The sequence below is a fragment of the Micromonospora sp. NPDC126480 genome (assembly GCF_040302465.1).
Taxonomy (GTDB): Bacteria; Actinomycetota; Actinomycetes; order Mycobacteriales; family Micromonosporaceae; genus Micromonospora.
On sequence record NZ_JBEORU010000005.1, the window covers coordinates 111,834 to 128,288 of the forward strand.

Annotated in this window: 16 protein-coding genes and 2 pseudogenes; 8 read left to right on the plus strand and 10 right to left on the minus strand. The window is 70.4% G+C overall.

What is annotated here, in order from left to right:
- Positions 1 to 278: 278 nt before the first annotated feature.
- On the minus strand, positions 279 to 1,244 hold the full coding sequence (locus tag ABTW87_RS06585; RefSeq protein WP_350649179.1) for a phosphotransferase enzyme family protein: 966 nt from the start codon (positions 1,242 to 1,244) through the stop codon (positions 279 to 281).
- 368 nt (positions 1,245 to 1,612) lie between these two features.
- On the opposite strand from ABTW87_RS06585, the gene ABTW87_RS06590 reads away from it, so the two are divergent.
- From ABTW87_RS06590 to ABTW87_RS06615, 6 genes are all read left to right on the plus strand, one after another.
- Complete coding sequence (locus ABTW87_RS06590) at positions 1,613 to 3,175, plus strand: ABC transporter substrate-binding protein (RefSeq protein ID WP_350649181.1); 1,563 nt, start codon at positions 1,613 to 1,615, stop codon at positions 3,173 to 3,175.
- Positions 3,168 to 4,220 (plus strand): ABC transporter permease, encoded by a 1,053-nt coding sequence (locus tag ABTW87_RS06595; RefSeq protein ID WP_350649183.1) that lies wholly within the window; start codon positions 3,168 to 3,170, stop codon positions 4,218 to 4,220. Before ABTW87_RS06590 ends, ABTW87_RS06595 begins: the two co-directional genes overlap by 8 nt.
- Positions 4,217 to 5,086: an ABC transporter permease gene (locus ABTW87_RS06600; RefSeq protein WP_350649185.1), complete on the plus strand. Its 870-nt coding sequence runs from the start codon at positions 4,217 to 4,219 to the stop codon at positions 5,084 to 5,086. The genes ABTW87_RS06595 and ABTW87_RS06600 overlap by 4 nt, the downstream gene beginning before the upstream one ends.
- Positions 5,083 to 6,642 (plus strand): ABC transporter ATP-binding protein, encoded by a 1,560-nt coding sequence (locus tag ABTW87_RS06605; protein WP_350649187.1) that lies wholly within the window; start codon positions 5,083 to 5,085, stop codon positions 6,640 to 6,642. The genes ABTW87_RS06600 and ABTW87_RS06605 overlap by 4 nt, the downstream gene beginning before the upstream one ends.
- Entirely contained in the window at positions 6,632 to 7,225 is a 594-nt protein-coding gene (locus ABTW87_RS06610; RefSeq protein WP_350649189.1) for a GNAT family N-acetyltransferase, read from the plus strand. The genes ABTW87_RS06605 and ABTW87_RS06610 overlap by 11 nt, the downstream gene beginning before the upstream one ends.
- A gap of 209 nt (positions 7,226 to 7,434) precedes the next feature.
- Positions 7,435 to 8,382, plus strand: coding sequence for an SdrD B-like domain-containing protein (locus ABTW87_RS06615; RefSeq protein ID WP_350649191.1), 948 nt, complete (start codon positions 7,435 to 7,437; stop codon positions 8,380 to 8,382).
- Positions 8,383 to 8,507: 125 nt separating this feature from the next.
- Here ABTW87_RS06615 and ABTW87_RS06620 read toward each other — a convergent pair.
- Positions 8,508 to 8,876, minus strand: a pseudogene (locus tag ABTW87_RS06620) (DUF4291 family protein); the annotation flags it as partial.
- Positions 8,877 to 9,118: 242 nt separating this feature from the next.
- Positions 9,119 to 9,952, minus strand: coding sequence for an SAM-dependent methyltransferase (locus tag ABTW87_RS06625; RefSeq protein WP_350649193.1), 834 nt, complete (start codon positions 9,950 to 9,952; stop codon positions 9,119 to 9,121).
- A 398-nt stretch (positions 9,953 to 10,350) separates the two neighbouring features.
- Here ABTW87_RS06625 and ABTW87_RS06630 point away from each other — a divergent pair, with 398 nt between their 5' ends.
- Complete coding sequence (locus ABTW87_RS06630; protein WP_350649194.1) at positions 10,351 to 10,899, plus strand: YciI family protein; 549 nt, start codon at positions 10,351 to 10,353, stop codon at positions 10,897 to 10,899.
- Between the two features lie 96 nt (positions 10,900 to 10,995).
- The gene (locus ABTW87_RS06635; RefSeq protein ID WP_350649196.1) at positions 10,996 to 11,379 is read left to right on the plus strand and encodes a VOC family protein; all 384 of its coding nucleotides are present in this window, start codon (positions 10,996 to 10,998) and stop codon (positions 11,377 to 11,379) included.
- Positions 11,380 to 11,473: 94 nt separating this feature from the next.
- Here ABTW87_RS06635 and ABTW87_RS06640 read toward each other — a convergent pair whose 3' ends face one another.
- The 7 genes and pseudogenes from ABTW87_RS06640 to ABTW87_RS06670 all read right to left on the minus strand — a co-directional run.
- Positions 11,474 to 12,064, minus strand: coding sequence for a dihydrofolate reductase family protein (locus tag ABTW87_RS06640; protein ID WP_350649197.1), 591 nt, complete (start codon positions 12,062 to 12,064; stop codon positions 11,474 to 11,476).
- 66 nt (positions 12,065 to 12,130) lie between these two features.
- Complete coding sequence (locus tag ABTW87_RS06645; protein WP_350649198.1) at positions 12,131 to 12,970, minus strand: AraC family transcriptional regulator; 840 nt, start codon at positions 12,968 to 12,970, stop codon at positions 12,131 to 12,133.
- A gap of 156 nt (positions 12,971 to 13,126) precedes the next feature.
- Positions 13,127 to 13,642 carry a putative immunity protein gene (locus tag ABTW87_RS06650; RefSeq protein ID WP_350649199.1) on the minus strand — a complete coding sequence of 172 codons (516 nt, stop codon included), beginning with the start codon at positions 13,640 to 13,642 and terminating at the stop codon, positions 13,127 to 13,129.
- Complete coding sequence (locus ABTW87_RS06655; RefSeq protein ID WP_350649200.1) at positions 13,639 to 14,211, minus strand: putative immunity protein; 573 nt, start codon at positions 14,209 to 14,211, stop codon at positions 13,639 to 13,641. The genes ABTW87_RS06650 and ABTW87_RS06655 overlap by 4 nt, the downstream gene beginning before the upstream one ends.
- 153 nt (positions 14,212 to 14,364) lie before the next feature.
- On the minus strand, positions 14,365 to 15,084 hold the full coding sequence (locus ABTW87_RS06660; RefSeq protein WP_350649201.1) for a GNAT family N-acetyltransferase: 720 nt from the start codon (positions 15,082 to 15,084) through the stop codon (positions 14,365 to 14,367).
- A 204-nt stretch (positions 15,085 to 15,288) separates the two neighbouring features.
- Positions 15,289 to 15,819 (minus strand): GNAT family N-acetyltransferase, encoded by a 531-nt coding sequence (locus ABTW87_RS06665; protein ID WP_350649461.1) that lies wholly within the window; start codon positions 15,817 to 15,819, stop codon positions 15,289 to 15,291.
- A gap of 66 nt (positions 15,820 to 15,885) precedes the next feature.
- Positions 15,886 to 16,434 (minus strand): annotated as a pseudogene (locus ABTW87_RS06670) (GNAT family N-acetyltransferase); the annotation flags it as partial.
- Positions 16,435 to 16,455: the final 21 nt, after the last annotated feature.

Consider the following 16,455-nt stretch of genomic DNA (forward strand, 5'->3'; position numbering starts at 1 on the left):
AGGCCGCTCCGAGACCAAGACCGCTCGGTACTTGGTTTCCGAAGGCTGCCCTGACCAAATCGGGCAAGATGTACTTTTCTTTCCATGTGCCCCCGAGGGCAAGTCCGCCAAGAATCGGATGCATGTTGACGTCCGGGTGGCGGGCCCGGGCCCCTCAGGCATGGCCGAGCGCGCACGACTGATCCGGCAGAAGGTGCCCGAGTTGGTGGACGCCGGCGCGACGGCTTTGATGTGGTCTACCAGGAGGACACTTCCATCCAGGTCGTCATGCCGGCGTGCTACGGACCGGGATGCCCGGGTGGGGTAGTGCCGGAAACCGCGTGCAGGAGTGCGCCGAGCACCTCGCGGGTGTGCGGTTCGTCGAGCACCTCGCCGATCCACGCCGCGGCGCCGGCCCGATCCGGGTTACGCACATTCGGCTCCAGCCAGTCCGTGGCGGCGATCTCGGCGATGTGGCCCAGTTGCGCGATGAGCATCGAGAAATCGCCGCGGCGGGCGACCGTCGCCGGACCGCTGCCCGCCGCGTACGCCGACATCAGCGCGCGTGCCCGGCCTGGATCTGACCGGCCGAACTCGAACAACACACAGGCGAGTTCCTGACCCGGGTCGGCCGGTCCGCTGTTCTCCCAGTCGATCACGCACACCCCGCCCTGGGCCGTCCGCAGGATGTTGTCGGCCCACAGGTCGCGGTGACACGTCCGCAACGTCACCGGCTGCTCCAGCCACGACTCCAACGCGACCAGTTCGTCGCGTAGTGCCGCCAGCCGGCCGGCGAACGGCGCCCCGGCCTCGCGCAGCCGCTCGACCAGCCTGTCCCAGGCGGGGGCGCCCACCGGTGCGGTGTACCACGGGTCCACTTGACCACCGGCAGGGACCAACACCCGGTGGATCGCGGCCACCGCGGCGCCCACCAGGACCGGGTCCATACCCGGATCGGGTGCTTCGAGATCGACCCACTCGTACACCCGCACCTGCCGGCCACCAACGCGGGCCAGGATACGCCCGTCGGTGGCGCGTCGCACCGCCGGTGCCGGTACGCCAGCGGCGCACGCCGCCTCCTGGAACTGGGTCGACGCCCGCACTCGGTCCTCGCCAGACTCGTGGAACGGCACCTTCACCGCCCACCGGCCGTCCACCGTCTCAAGCCGCCACACCTCGCCCTGCCGGCCCTGAGCGACCGGCCCGTCGGACAGCTCCCGGGCCCGGCCGAGCCCGAACCGGTCGGCCAACTCCGCAGCATCCACGACGCCCACTACAACACAACCGGCACGACCCCGCGACGACGCATGCCCATAAGACCGCATCCCGAGCGCGAAACGCCGAACTGCATGGCCAGATGCGCTGATCTGGATCGCCAACCGGCCGAGCGACCCCCAAAGATCAACACGCATCCCGCTGGCCGCGCTCGGTCAGCACCTGTTCGCCGCCGCCCGGTAGACGGCGGGTGACCGGATCCGAGGTGGGTGCCAGCTCGCCGGGCTCGTGGCCGAATCAACCGCGACAACCCAGCCCGGTCCACCGTGCGCGATCCACCGTTACTGAAATTGAAAACGCTTGCCAACTGATGGTATACCTCTCTCGCTGAGATCGGATGTGGGCGAGGAGTCGTCAGGTGACGGGTGTGAACACGAGGGTCGGCGCGGCGGCGGTGGCCGCGGCGCTGCTGCTGGCCGGGTGTGGCGACAGCGGCGGCGACGCGGCCGACGGGGCCGGTTCCGGGACGGTGCGGGTGGTGACCAGCGCCCTGGCCGCGAGCGTGGATCCGATGGCGGAGCTGAGCGCGTCGTACCTGCGTTCGGTCGGGGCCGCGGAGGGGCTGATGCGGATCCAGGCCGACGGCAGCGTGGCGCCTGAGCTGGCCGAGAAGGTCGAGGCCACCTCGCCGACGGTGTGGACGGCGAGGCTGCGACCGGACGTGACGTTCTGGAAGGGCGGCGCGGTGAACGCCGCGGCGGTGGTGGCCTCGATGGAGCGGGCCCGCGCCGAGAACACCCTCGCCGCCGGGCTGCTCAAAGACGTGACGGTGGCCGCGAGTGACGAGCGGACGGTCACGTTCACCACGAAGGAACCCGCCTACAGCCTGCCGTACGCGCTGGCCCACTACCAGCTGGTCGTCCACAACGCTGCCAGCTACCCGGCAGGCTCTTCCGGCACCGACCTCGCGACAGCGGACCTGACCGGCCCGTACCGGATCACCGGGTTCGAGTCGGACCGGCAGATGGTCCTCGAACGCAACGACCGCTGGTGGGGCGGCACCCCGGGTCTGGCGAAGGTAGCGGTGCGCAAGGTAGCCGACCCGCAGGCCCGGGCGCAGATCGCGCTGTCCGGCCAGGCCGAGATCGTGCAGGACCTGCCCACCGACCGCGCCAAGGAGCTGGCGGCGGCACCCGACATGTCGCTGGTGGCGAAGCCGGCGGCCAACACCGTCACCGTCTACCTCAACCCGTCCTCGGCCGCCGCGCCGGCACTGGCCGACCAGCGGGTACGCCGAGCGTTGGCGTGGGGCGTGGACCGGCAAGAGGTGGTCAACCTGGCCACCAACGGGTTGAGCGTGCCGGCGCCGAGCTGGCTGGCGTCCAACCCTGCGTTCCCGGACGCCGCGAACCAGGGGTACACGCGGTTCGACAAGGCGACCGCCGAGCGGCTCCTCGACGAGGCCGGCTGGACCCTCGGCGCGGACGGAAAACGGGCCAAGAGTGGCAAACCGCTGACCGTGCGGCTGCTCACGTTCGGCGCCGAGGCGGCCACCGGTGAGGTGTTGCAGGCGCAGTGGGGCCGGCTCGGCATCGACGTACAGGTCCGCAATGTGGAGAGTTCGCTGATCAACCAGTCGATCGAGACCGGGGACTGGGACGCGGTGACCCAAGCGTGGACCACGCTCGGTGACACGCCGAAGTTGATCGCCGCGCAGATCGGACCGGATGGCGCGGCCAACCACGGCCGGTACACCGACGCGCGGATCCCGGGCCTGCTGGCGCAGGCGGCCGGGGCCGCCGATGAAGCACAGCGGACGGCTGCGGTGTACGAACTGAACAAGCTCGTGGCGGAGTTGGCACCGTCGATTCCGGTGCACCCGCGGGTGCTGGCGACCGGCATCGCCGACACCGTTACCGGATTCGTGGCGCATCCGCTGCAGTACGAGAACATCGTCCAGCCGAAGATGACTCTTGGCTGACCAGCAGACGGTGGCGAAGGTCTTGCCCCCGCCGGTGGCGGAGCTGGCTGGCGACCGGCCGGGCGCGGGGGGCGGTTGGGCTCGGGTGGCGGTGGTCTTCGCGCGCGGCGGCGTCACCGCGGCCGGACTGCTGCTGGTCGCCTCGGTGCTGGTGTTCGCTCTGGTCCGGGCGGCGCCCGGCGACGCGGTCGACGTCGAGTTCGGCGAGTCCGGGGCCAGCGCGCTGCTCACACCCGAGGAGGAGGCTGCCGCGCGGGCCCGGCGCGCCGAGGAGCTGGGCCTGAACCGCAGCGTGCCCGAACAGTACGTGCGCTGGTTGGACCGGGTGGTGCGGCTGGACCTGGGTACGTCGTACCGCACCGGGCGGCCGGTCGCCGACGAGCTGGTCGAGCGGCTACCGGCCAGCGCCGCGCTCGGCGGCGCCGGGTTCCTGGTCGCGCTCGCCGGCGCCTGGGGGGTCGGCCTACTGTCCGCCCGCCGCCCGGGTGGCCTCGCCGATCATCTGCTGCGGCTGCTGTCGCTGGCCGCGACGGCGGTGCCGACGTTCCTGCTGGGCAGTCTGGCGCTGCGCTATGCCGCCGACTGGTTCGGCTACCCGGTCGCCGGCGAGGCGACCTGGCGGCGGCTGTGGCTGCCGGCGGTGGTGCTCGGGGTGGGCGCGATGCCGCTGCTGGCCCGGCTGCTGCGCGCGTCGCTGATCAGCGAGCACGGACAGCCGTACGCGCTTGCCGCCATGGCGCGCGGCGCCTCACCGGCCCGGGTGACGTTTCGGCATGTGATGCGGCCGGCGTTCACCCCGCTGCTGACCCTGGCTGGGCTGACCCTGTCGAGCCTGGTGGCGGGAACGGTCATCACCGAGGTGATCTTCTCCTGGCCCGGCGTGTCCGGCTATGCGGTGGCGGCCATCGCGGCCAAGGACTATCCGGTCGTGCAGGCGTACCTGCTGCTGGTGGTCGTCGTCGTGGTGCTGGTCAACCGGGCGGTCGATGTGCTGCAGCATGCGTTGGACCCGCGGGTCGAGCAGCGGGCGGAGGCGACGGAATGACCGCGGCGACGGGGTTCAGCCGGAGCCTGCGGCGGCTGTCGCGGTGGGGAACCGGATACGGCCTGTTCACCATTGGGGTGGTGCTGGTCGGCGTCATGGTGCTGCTCGCCGCGGCGGCCCCGCTGATCTCCCGGTACGACCCCGCAGCGCAGGGCGTCGGTCCGGCTCTGGCCGGTCCGAGTGCCGAGCACTGGTTGGGCACGGACCGATTCGGCCGTGACCTGGCTGCCCGGGTACTGCACGGTGGCCGGATCACGCTGCTGGCGACGGCCGCGGCACTCGCGCTCGTCGTATCGGTGGGCACGATGTTGGGGGCCCTCGCCGCATCGCTCGGCTACCTTGTGGACCGGGCGGCGCGGCACGTGTTCGACCTGCTTGTCGCGTTCCCCGTGATGGTGGTGGCGTTGGCGCTGGTCGGGCTGTGGGGGCCGTCACTGGTCACCGCCATCGCCGGGGTGCTGATCGTGCTGTGGGCACCCTTTGCCCGGCTGTCCCGATCGTTGGTGCGCGCCGCACTGGCAGAGCCGTCGGCGGTGACCGCGCGGGCGCTGGGCGCCGGCCGGTGGCGGCTGCTGCGCTACGAGGTGTGGCCGCGGCTGCGCGGGCCGGTGCTGGTGCTGGCCGCGGTGGAGGCGGCGCAGTTGATCGGAGTGGTGGCCGGGTTGAGTTTCCTCGGGCTGGGCGCGCAGCCGCCCAGCGCGGAGTGGGGAGCGATGTTGCAGGAGGGTCGGGCCGCGCTGTGGTCGGCGCCGCACCTGGTGCTCGTGCCCGGCGCGGCGGTGCTGGTCACCGTTCTTGGACTGACCTGCGTGGGGGAGGGGCTGCGGGACGTGCTGGACCGCGCCGGTCAGACGGTGGCCGAATGACGGCCTCCGCGATGTCGGTCCGCGGGCTCACCGTGATCTACGGCCAGCAGGTGGTGCTGGACGGGATCGACCTGGATCTGCCCACCGGGCGAGTGCACGTGGTGCTGGGGGCGAGCGGCTCGGGCAAGACCACGCTGTTGCACGCCCTGATCGGCATGGTGCCGGCGCCGGGGCTGGTGTCGGCGCGCCGGCTCATGCTGGGCGCTGGGGAGCGTGCGATCGACCTGTCCGCCCCCGGCGCGTGGCGGCGGGTACGCGGCCGGCACGTCGGCCTGATCGCGCAGGATCCGGCGCAGGCGCTCACGCCGCTGCGTCGGGTCGCGTCCTTGGTTCGGGAGGCGGACCGGCTCACCGGTGGCGACGCCTCCCCGAGGCGGGTTGATGGGATGCTGCGTCGGGCCGGCTTCGCCGATTCGGCGACGGTGGCGTCCCGGTACTGTTTCCAGCTGTCCGGTGGGATGGCGCAGCGCCTCGGCGTCGGGCTGGCGGTCGCCCCGCGTCCAGCGGTCCTGCTGGCGGACGAGCCGAGCACCGCCCTGGACGGCGTCGCCCGCGCCGCGCTCGCGGCGACACTGCGCCAGGTGGCCGACGGCGGGACGGCGGTTGTCCTGGTGACCCACGACGTGGCGCTGGCCGCCGGACTCGCCGACGACGTCACCGTGCTGCACGACGGGCGGGTGGTGGAGACGGGCCCCGCCCTCGAAGTCCTCGTGCAGCCCTGCCATGAGGTGACCCGCAGCCTGGTCGACGGCCGGCGCCCGCGCTCGGCAGCGCCGCCGGCGCCGCGCGACGATTCGAGCGCGGCGGTGCTGTCCGTGCGCGGGCTGCGCAAGCGGTACCGCGGCACCGGAGCCGTGCTGGACGGTGTCGACCTTGACGTGACCGACGGCGAGGTGGTGGGGATCGCCGGCCGCAGCGGCGCCGGCAAGACGACCCTGCTGCGCTGCCTCGTCGGCCTGGAGCGGCCCGACGGCGGTGACCTGCGCATCAACGGGCGGACCCCCGCGGAGGCGGGCTGGCGGGCGCTGCGCCGCTCGGTGCAGGTCGTACCGCAGGATCCGCGCGGCTCGCTGAACCCGTGGCGTACCGCGCGGGAACTGGTCGCCGACCCGCTCGACGCCCACCGGGTCGGCAGCCGCGCGCAGCGGCGGGCGCGCGCGGACGAGCTGTTGAACCGCGTTGGCGTGGCCGGGCTCGGAAGTCGCCGGCCCGGACAGCTCAGCACCGGGCAGTGCCAGCGGGTGGCGATCGCCCGCGCGCTGGCGCTGCGCCCGCGGCTGCTGGTCGCGGACGAGCCGGTCACCGCGCTCGACGCTCCGCTGCGCCAAGGCGTCCTCGACCTGCTCGGCGACCTGGTCCGCGAACACGACATGGCTGCCCTGGTCATCTCGCATGACCTGCACGTGCTGGAGGCGCTCTGCCACCGCATCGCGGTGCTCGACGCCGGTCGGATCGTCGAGGACCTACCCGCACCGACCCTGCGCGAGCAGGCCGCGCACCCACTGACCCGAGCGCTGATCGACTGCCACCCGACCGGAGGTTCGCATGACGACTGACACGACCATCAACCGGTACGTCATCCGGCGTGCGACAACGCCGGAGGACCTGCGAGCGGCCCGCGCCGTGGTGCTCGACGTCGCCGAGCGCGACCTCGGGTACGGCTACACCCCGCAGTGGCACTGGGATCTGGACCGGATGTCGGAAACGTACGTCGACAGCGATCGACAAGCCATGTTCGTCGCCGCCACACCGCCCAACCCCGACGCCGGCCCCGGGACGGTGGTGGCCACCGCGGCGATCCGCATCGGCGGGCCGAACAGCCCTCCGCACGCGGAGTGGCTGGCCGCCCGATACGCCGACCGTCCCCGGGTCGCCCAGCTGCTGCGGGTGGCGACGCTGCCCGGGCACCGTCGCCGCGGCCTGGCCCGCCGCCTCGTCGCGGCAGCCCTGGACTTTGTCCGCCGAGACGGCGGTTACCGCACCATCTACCTGCACACCAACGCGCGCGTTCCCGGTGCGGAGGCGTTCTGGCGGTCGATGCCGGTCGTCGAGGTTCACGACGCCCGGGGCGACGTCGACGAGCAGGACTCTCGCTTCGAGACCATCCACTTCGAACTTCCGCTCGACTCTGGGTTGTAGCGATCTTGCCGAGCGCGACGTCATGGCGGCGTCCACCGCGAGCGGCGTCAGCGCCGCGAGCTTTTTGCGCTCGTCGCTGGCCAGGCCCTCGCGCTGAAGCCAACCGTGATCGGATACCTTCCGATCACGCTCTCGCTCGGGGGACAGCGGTGCGACCCACCCAGCCGCTAGCATCGCGCTGATTCCCGCCCCCCATTACGGAGACCTCCATGCGCGCACTTGCCGCCGCCGCCCTCGCGGGCGTGCTCGTGGCCGCCCTTCCGGCAACGGCCGCCCTGGCCGCCGACCCCAAGCCGGATATCGCGGTGACCTCCGCCGCCGACAAGGCCAACTACGCCGAGGGTGAGACCTTCACCATCACGGTCACAGTGAAGAACAAGAGTTCCGTCGACGCCAAACGCGTGCACTACACCGGCGGCGACAGCGAGGGCGTCGACGACGTCGTCTACGGTGAGCTGTCGACCGGCTTCGACCTCGCCGCCGGCGCCACGAAGACCGTTCAGCTCACCGGCAAGACCAACCACGTGGCGTGGCAGCGCGGCTACGGATACGTCGCCTTCGAGCTTGCCGCCGACAACGGCGAGGCCAACGACGCCGACAACATCACCAGCGTGCGGCTGATGGTGGCGGGCGCCTTCGACGATCTTGGCGGTTACGTCTTCCAGGGTGAGTCCTATGACGCCGGGTGGACGCCCCAGACTCCCGGCGTCGAGGGTGTCAAGGTCGTCGCCACCAGTGCCGACGGCAAGACGAAGTACGCCGAGGCCACCACGGACGCCCGGGGCCTGTTCCGTCTCGCCCAGCTCCCAGCCGGCGAGGTCCTGCTGACCTTCACCGCCCCGGCAGGCTGGAAGATCCTGGCCGGCGAGAACGGCGAGTACGACCACACTCCGGCGCTGGTCATCGCCGACGACAGCGACGAGCCGCAGATCTACGTACCGGCGAAGAAGGTCCCCGTGAGCTCGCCGAGCGCCTCACCGAGCGCCTCACCGTCGGCGAGCAGCGTTGCGCCGTCGGCGTCGCCGAGCGCCGGCCCGGGCCTGCCGGTCACCGGTGACAACACCATGCTGTTCGCCGTCGCGGGTGCGGTCGCCGTCGCGGCCGGCATCGCGCTGGCGCTCGTCGCACGGCGCCGCCGCGTACACCTGCAGGCCTGATCGACCTGGATCGCTCCAGCGGCTGAACACCCGCAGGCTGTAGCGTTCCCGCTGAGTCGAGCAAGGCGAAGGGCGCCGAGGCCCCAGCACCCCGCTGGAGCCTCGGCGCCGCGACTCCGGCCGCGTTACGGTCCGTGCTGTTGCTCGGGCACTTCGTCGAAGGTGACGTCCGGGCCGGCATCGAGGCCGGCGGCGATCTGAGCCGGCAGCGGGTAAGCATGTTCGACGGGCAGGTGAGCCGCTGCCGCCTGTTCGTCGCCGACGCGCAGTAGGTCCCTCACGCGCTGAACGGTGGCGAGGCCAACCTGCAGCGACCGGTACGGCAGCGCCTTCAGCTGCAGCGATCGTTCCGGATCCCACTGCACTCGGACCGGGCTGCTTTTGAGTTGCCGTGACCAGGTCGCTTTGTCGCCGTGCAGGTCTCGGTCGTAGTGACTCAGGCAGGCTCGCGCCAGCGCCCACTCGAATCCGTCCCGCGTGATGTCGATGGACACTTGGCTGCGCCGCGCCTACGCGGCCGGCCTCGACGAGCAGGCGGTCAACGCGCTTTTCGCCTCCGTGCACCAGCAGACGAGGAATGAGGACGTGGCGTGACAGCGACCGAGTTCGCGCTGCCCACCGACGGTGTGGGCAAGCGTTACCGGAAGGGCTGGGTACACGCGTTCACTGTCGGGCATCGGCCTCGCTGCGCCCGGCAGCGGATCGCGGCAACGACCGGCGGCTACGTCGCAACGGCCTACGGTTTGCGGGCAAGTAGTCCGACGAAGGTGTGGTAGGTGTCGGTCTGCTTCGGCGCGGGCATGCCCGGATCCGGACGCCACTCGGCCAGCGGCACCAGCCCCGGCTCCAGCAGCGTCAGCCCATCGGCGAAGGAGAGGATCTCGTCGTCGGTACGCCAGCGGCCGGTGCCCAGCGACTCGTTGAAGACCCGCTCGACCTCACGGGCCTTACGGGAGCCTTCCGGGTCCCGGTCACCCGGATCACGGAAGTGCGAGATCGCCACGTAACTGCCCGACGGCAGCGCGTCGATCAGCTCTGCCGACACCGCTCGTGGCCCCTCGTCGTCGCCGAGGTGGTGCAGGATCGCGAAGAGCAACAACCCGATCGGCCGGTCGAAGTCGAGGAATCGACGGACATCCGGATCGCCGAGGATCTCCTGCGGTCGCCGGATGTCGGCCTGGATCACCGTCGCCGTGCCCTCCGTGGAGAGCAGGGCTCGTCCGTGCGTCAGGACGATCGGGTCGTTGTCCACGTACACCACCCGAGCGCTCGGGTTGTGCTCGGAGGCGACCTCGTGCACGTTGCCCTGTGTGGGCAGTCCTGACCCGACGTCGAGGAACTGATCGATGTCGGCCTCGGTCACGAGGTAACGGATCACCCGGCGCAGGAAGGCCCGGTTCGCCTGGCCGGCGGCCGGCCCGTCCGGAGTGATCCGCAGGGCCTGCTCGGCGACCTTCCGGTCGACCTCGAAGTTGTCCTTACCGCCCAGGAAGTAGTCGTAGACCCGGGCCACGCTGGGAACGGTGGGGTCGATTCCGGGGGGTGCGGCCTTGTCGCGGGTCAATGGCATCTCCATCCGATTCTGATTCAGCGCATCGGGTTTCGTGTGCGGTTCCGAACCTTGTCCGGGAGTGTAGCGATCGAACGGTCTAGATTGTCGCCCCGTTGGTACCGCTCCCACCGGATCGGCCCCGCGACCAGGAAGCTCATGACCGCTGAACGGCACGACGAGTCTGTCGCCGTCTCTTGTAGGTCCGCTCATGCCGCGCTCCGTCTGCAACTCGTGCCAGGCGACGAGTTCATCCAAATGCCCGACTCGGAACTCACGACCGGCTACCCAGCCGTCCAGACCACTGTCCGCGCGTTGGTCCCTGCCCGCGCAGTGCGCTGTCGTGCCGATGAGCGAGCGAGCCTGGCGCTGCAAGCAATCCCATTGCGCCCGTCAGGAGCCTCAGCAACGCTCGACCCATGGAGTTCTTCTGCTACCACCGCGATCGCCCCGGTTCGACGACGCTGCGGAGCCAGATGGTGGAGCAGCATTGGTCGTACATGGATCAGTTCGCCGCGACGATGATCGCCCGCGGCCCCACCTTCACCAGCGACGGAACTCTGACCGGCAGCGTACACATTCTCGATCTGCCAGATTCCACCGCTGCCCGCGCCTTTGCCTTCGAGGAGCCCGGTTACCAGGCTGGCGCCTACCGCGACGTGCTGCTGCGACGGTGGCACAACTCCCTGGGTCGCACGATGTGGGACTTCAGTGGTGGCCGGCCTGACCACAACCGCTACCTCGTCCTCGGGTTCACCTTGGAACCAGCAGCGGACGCCACCGAACTACCGCTCCGCGACGAGCTGATTGCCAGTGGTCCGCTCCTGTCCGATGACGGTTCCTTGGTGCTCGGGGCCGCAGTTCTGCTGGAAGCGCCCGACGGAGACAGCGCGCGGGAGGTCCTCTCCGCTGATCGATACGCCGGAATTGAGGTGCATCAGTGGCGGTTCGGTGGGCGACCGAGCTGAGACGGGCGACCAAGATGGGCGCCGATCATGCCGCTGACCGCGCCCGATCAGCGTCCGGTCGTGCCGATGACAGCGGGCCCCCCGTAAGTTGGCGCCATGGCCACTTTTTGGACCTTGGGATGTGATGCCTACGATCCGCAGCGGATCGCTGCTTTCTGGGCGCTCGCCCTCGGCTATGTGAAGGAACCTGGCTTCGAGGAGCCCGACAGCGCGTCAATCGTCGACCCGGATGGCCGGGGCCCCGCCATCAGTTTCCTGAAGGTGCCTGAGGGCAAGTCCAGCAAGAACCGCCTGCATATCGATGTTCGGGTAGCCGGTCCAGGCCCCTGGGACATGGTCGAGCGCGCCCGCCTGATCCGGCAGAAAGTCCCCGAGTTGGTTGCCGCCGGCGCGACGGTCATCCGCGAGGAGTGGTACGGCGACGTGCTCGGTCACGTCGTCATGCAGGACCCCGAGGGCAACGAGTTCTGCGTCGCTTGACGCCACGGTGCCCGCGTCTCGACATCCGGTAGGTCGGGAACAGCGGCAAACGGTGTCACCGTTCGCGGTGGCCTTCCGTGCGTGGCGTGCCCGCTCAGATCGGTTGACGGCGCACGCGGTAGCGCAGGTGAAGCACCCGGTTGCTTTGAATCACCACGTCCGGATCCGCCAACAGGTGCTGCGCGTGGACCGACCCGAAGTAGCGCTTGCCGGACCCGAACACGACGGGTACGACGTCCATGCGCACCTCGTCGATCAGGCCTGCGGCAAGCACCTGGCCACCGACGTCGCCGGCGGCGACCTCTACTATGCGGTCACCCGCGAGCTCCTGCGCCTTGGCCACGGCTGCCTCGACGCCGTCGACGAAGTGGAACGGCGCCTCGGGATCCCAGCCTTCGGGCTTCGGCCGGTGCGTCACGACGACCACGTGGTCGATCCCGCCCGGAGGCTTCCCGTCCCAGCCGTCCGTCATGTCGAAGACGTGACGGCCGACGATTGTCGCCCCGATCTGGTCCCAGTACGCCCGGGTGTAGTCGTAGGACGCCTGCGACACCTTCAGTCCGCCGCTCTCGTCCAACGGGACGTCACCGCTGGACAACCAGTCGAACAGCGGTCCGGGCTGGTCATTCTCGTCCGCGATGAAGCCGTCCACCGACACCGAGCTGTACATGACCACCTTGCCCATCGGGCTCTCCTCTGCTTTGGGATGCCCCCATACTGGCCTGTCGTGAGCTGTCGCTCTTGTAAGAAATCAATCGGCCGGCAGCGGCCAGCTGTCCAGCACATGGCCGGGGTGTTCGCGTAGGAACTGCCGCCGGACTTCTACGTACCGGGTCGGGGTGAGCCCGGTGAACGCCCGGAACTCGTGGCCGAAGTGGGCCTGGTCGAAGTAGCCTGCGCGACCGGCGAGGTCGCCCCAGTCGATCGGCCCGGCGGGGTTGATCGAGAACACGGTGGCGGCGAAGCGGTAGGTGCGGGCCAGCCGCTTCGGCGTGACGCCGATGACCTTCTTGAACCGCTGTGTCAGATGAGTGCTGCTGACACCGGCTGCCACCCTCAGGTCGCCGATCGCCACCGCCCCGCTGGCCGCCGCGATGACCCTGCTCGTATGGCGGACCAGCCCCAAGCCGGTGGTCTCGCACAGCCGTCGTGTCAGCACATCCTCGAGCAGCGTCAGCATCTCGTGCGGTCCGTCCGCCGTGGCCAGCCGGTCTCGTAGCTCAGCAACGGCGGGCCGGCCCCACACCTGCTCCACCGTCACCGGCCGGTCACACAGCTCGGTTGCGGGCATCGGCAGGAAGGGCGCCAGCCCCCACGGCTTGAAGTGCACGCCGACGGACCGGGTCCGGAGTGGGTAGCCGAACTCCAACGCGCGGGTGGGCGTGGTGACCACGCAGCCGTCGGCGTACTCGGCTGGCTCGATGTCGGTGCCGGCGCGGATGCGGAACGGCGCCCCGAGGTTGACGATGAGCAACGCCGCCGGCATCGGCGGCAACGTCAACCGGGCGTACGGCGACGCACCCTCCAGGTAGTAAAGGTCGTCGATCAACTCGTCCAGCGGCGGCCGCGGCACTCTGGACACGTACTCCACGCCCCAAAGTATCGCCGACGCCCCGCCGGCATCGCGCAGTCGCTTCGGGACGCGCCGACGACCGGTCAATACCATCAGCGGGGAACCATCGGGCAGGTCCAGGGCCCTTACTCAGGTATGGGCTTGCTTCGCAGAGCGGAACTCGACGGCTCAGTGTCAGCAGTGAAACACCGACCAGCAGATGTCGTTGCGCAGCCTCTGGTCATCAAGTACGAGCTCGCGGATCGCCGCCGGGAGCTGATCGCGCTGCCACTGGCACTCGATTCGCCCTGCGGCCTCGCTCAGACCTTCCGGTGCCGCCGCCCGTGCCGCCTTGATCGCGTAGGCGGCGGCGCCGAGCTCGTGTGCGGCGACGTGGGCGACGACCGCGGCCTGGCCGGCGGCGTACGCGGCGTAGCGTGCTGCACCACGCAGGTCTCGGGCCGCTCCCATCGCATGACCGCCCGCGGCGCGAGCCTGCATCATCTTGACCTCGCCACGGACCCAGGCCCGGGCATGCTCGATCGCGTGACGTGGTCGTAGGTCCCCGGGCCTGGCCGACTCGAAGAGGTCAAGGACGTGCTCGGCACACGAGGCAGCCCATAGCGCAAGGAGACGGTGGTCGGCGTCGGTGAGAGTCCCCCCGCGGCGGATCGTGACGAAGCGAGGGTCCCGGACCTTCGGGAGGATCATGAGATGAACTTCCGCCGGTCAGCCGCCTGTCGCAGGGCACGGTCCAGCGTGCTCATCAGCTGGGCGACACGATTGCCGCCGCTTGCGGCGAGCGGGTAGCGGCGTAGAACGTCGACGAGTTCCGGAGTCGCGCGCTGCAGCGACCGTTCCACGATGGCGTCCCCGACCGCGGGGTCACCGCCCGCCTCGATCTCGGCGATGCGCGCAGCGCATGCGGGTGCCCGCAGGATGTGGCCGACCTGGCTGGCCCTGGCAATGGGATGCAGGTATGCGGCCGACGCGGCGTCGCCGGCGGATCGGGCGGCCAGCCGTGCGGCCTCGGAGGGGGCGGACCGGGCGGCTCGATGGGCATCGAGGGAGACGACGCGCTGCAGTCGGGTCCTACTGGCGCCGTTGATGAACACCCAGGCGGCGTCGATGGCCGCGCGGGGGCGCGGATCATCGGGAACGGCCCGCTCGAAGACCGGCAGGACGTCCTCCGCGTGCCGGACCACGTAGCGGGCCACGACGCGCAACTCGTCCATCGTCAGGTCGAAGTCTCCGGAGACGGTGCGCGTGCGCTGTGCCATGTCCATGAATCGTATCGTTGAACTCTCGGTTGAGGCTTTGCGACGTCATTTCAGCTCGCGGCGTCGCGAGACCTTCAATCGCAGGTCACTGCTCGCCGACGGGGGCCACGCACCGTACGGGCCGGGCTCAGCTGGGCGAGCCGAGGGCTTGGCTCAGGCTCCGATCCGCAGGCTCAGCTGAGCGCCGAGCTGACGAAATCCCAGCGCCCGCGCCACTCGGCGCGACGGCTCAGGTCGAGCCCGCCACTGCGGCAGAAGATGGTTCACCAAGCTGTCGGCGACTGCCGCCGACGCAACGGCACGCGCCAGCCCGCGCCCACGTTGGTTTGGCGTGGTAAGTACGCACATGTGGGCCGCATCCCCCGGCCAGCGTCGATAACCAGCCGCCGCGACGACGTGATTCCCGCGCCGCAACACGAACGCGTGGGAGGTGATGTCCGCCAACCCGCATTCGTCGGCGTCCTTCGCTGGGACAGAGGCCAGGAGCGTCGCGAGATCGGCATGTTCTCCAGGGAGCACATCCACAGATGCGAGCCCGGTCGGCTGGAAGTCGCAACCATCGAGGTAGGCCAGGTTCGCCGGACCCAGCACCTCGGAGACCGGCAGGACGGCGCGCAGCCGGTCAGAGTCGGTCAAAGCCTCGACGGGTAGTCCGTGCAGCGCTTCGCGCACGATCCTGGCCTGCGTGTCCGTCGGTGCCGTGACGATGGCGGCGTCGTTCAGCGCGACGATCCCGACCCAGCCTGGTGGACAGAGTAGCGATCTGGTTGAGGCCGCCACATCAACGCCGCCGCCGGCGGGGAAGGCCATCGCAACGCCAGCCAGCTCGAGCCAGACTTCCCGAGCCCGAGCGAGCAACGGATCGTGGGCCATGGACGCATCCTCCCGCCTGGTCCGGTGTTCACGCCACCAGGTTCGGAGCCGTCAGGGCCGGCGGTCCCTCCCGTCATCGAGTGGGCGGCGCGCCGTGACCTGCCGGTCAGCGTGCTGTTGTCCCGCGGGTCGCGGTCGCTTGGTTCATCGCACCTCGCAGCCCCTACCCCCGCTGCGGACTCGGTGGCTGGCGGCATTTGCCGATCAGCTGGTCAGCTTCGCGAAGAGTTCGTTCGTCGTGTCGTAGTACCTCGTGGTCCGGCCGAGGTGCGTCATGCCGAGCCGCCGGCAGACGGCCTGGGAGGCATGGTTGTCCGGACTCGTGACCGCGATGACCCTCGGCAGACCTCGGCTGAACGCGTCGTCCAGGACCGCCGCCGCTGCTTCGGTGGCGTAGCCGTGCCCCCAGGCGTCCGGGTGCAGGTGCCAGCCGATCTCGACCTCGGCCGGCCCGCCGGTCGGTTCCCCGGCCGACAGGGGAATCGGCTTGAGCAGGAGGTTTCCCACCAGCCGGCCGTCTGCCGCTGTGGTGATGGCCCAGATTCCGTGGATCGGATCGTCGATGGCGCATCGGCGTGCGATCGAGGCGAGGGCGTCCTCGCGGTTGTTCATGGTCCTCGGCCGCGCGCCCAGGAATCGTACGACCTCCCAGCGTGACTCGAGATCCAGAAGGAAATCGGCGTCGTCGGCACGCCAGGGGCGCAGCAGGAGGCGGGCGCTCGCGACGGTGCGCATGCGGCTCAATCTAGCCTGCGCCCGATCTTGGCTCGGCCGGGCAGCCACTGGCATCGTCGGTATGGCTTCGCGGCGCCACGTCTCGGCGAGCAGGGCGTACGTGTAGCCGTCGACCCAGCCCAGTTCGGCGTGCCAGGAGTCGCCGACGCCGTGCTGCTCACGGCGCATGCCGATCTTCTCGAGAAGCCGCACCGAGGCGCGGTTGTCGGCGAAGCAGCCGGCGACGATCCGCCGGATGCCCAGCCGGTCGACCGCGTACGCCACCATCGCGGTGACCGCCTCCGTCGCGTAGCCCTTGCCGCCGTACGCCGGGTCGAAGACGTAGCCGAGGTGGGCCTCCGTCCGCGGCGGCATGCCGGGCTGGCCCATCCCGTCGACCACATCGAGCGAGACGGTCCCGATCACCACGCCGTCGAGGACCACCGCCACGCTGTGGTCGTCGGGGTCCTCCGCCGCGCGCCGCCAGGCCGCCCGGAAGGACGCCGGCTCGACCTCGGTACGCAGCAGCCAGCGGGTGACTTCCGGCAGGTTGCGGTACTCCAGGATCCGGTCGACGTCCTCGTCCCGCACCGGGCGCAGCTCGAGGCGTTCGGTGCGTAGGTGGAAGCTCCCCATGAGCGGGGACGCTAGCCGACG

What these genes read in the sequence shown, in the direction of transcription:
- ABTW87_RS06660 (WP_350649201.1), bottom strand. Translation starts at nt 15,084, where the DNA reads ATGGCCCACGATCCGTTGCTCGCTCGGGCTCGGGAAGTCTGGCTCGAG.
- ABTW87_RS06665 (WP_350649461.1), bottom strand. Translation starts at nt 15,819, where the DNA reads ATGCGCACCGTCGCGAGCGCCCGCCTCCTGCTGCGCCCCTGGCGTGCC.
- ABTW87_RS06610 (WP_350649189.1), top strand. Translation starts at nt 6,632, where the DNA reads ATGACGACTGACACGACCATCAACCGGTACGTCATCCGGCGTGCGACA.
- ABTW87_RS06655 (WP_350649200.1), bottom strand. Translation starts at nt 14,211, where the DNA reads ATGGCACAGCGCACGCGCACCGTCTCCGGAGACTTCGACCTGACGATG.
- ABTW87_RS06615 (WP_350649191.1), top strand. Translation starts at nt 7,435, where the DNA reads ATGCGCGCACTTGCCGCCGCCGCCCTCGCGGGCGTGCTCGTGGCCGCC.
- ABTW87_RS06600 (WP_350649185.1), top strand. Translation starts at nt 4,217, where the DNA reads ATGACCGCGGCGACGGGGTTCAGCCGGAGCCTGCGGCGGCTGTCGCGG.
- ABTW87_RS06625 (WP_350649193.1), bottom strand. Translation starts at nt 9,952, where the DNA reads ATGCCATTGACCCGCGACAAGGCCGCACCCCCCGGAATCGACCCCACC.
- ABTW87_RS06650 (WP_350649199.1), bottom strand. Translation starts at nt 13,642, where the DNA reads ATGATCCTCCCGAAGGTCCGGGACCCTCGCTTCGTCACGATCCGCCGC.
- ABTW87_RS06635 (WP_350649196.1), top strand. Translation starts at nt 10,996, where the DNA reads ATGGCCACTTTTTGGACCTTGGGATGTGATGCCTACGATCCGCAGCGG.
- ABTW87_RS06640 (WP_350649197.1), bottom strand. Translation starts at nt 12,064, where the DNA reads ATGGGCAAGGTGGTCATGTACAGCTCGGTGTCGGTGGACGGCTTCATC.
- ABTW87_RS06630 (WP_350649194.1), top strand. Translation starts at nt 10,351, where the DNA reads ATGGAGTTCTTCTGCTACCACCGCGATCGCCCCGGTTCGACGACGCTG.
- ABTW87_RS06605 (WP_350649187.1), top strand. Translation starts at nt 5,083, where the DNA reads ATGACGGCCTCCGCGATGTCGGTCCGCGGGCTCACCGTGATCTACGGC.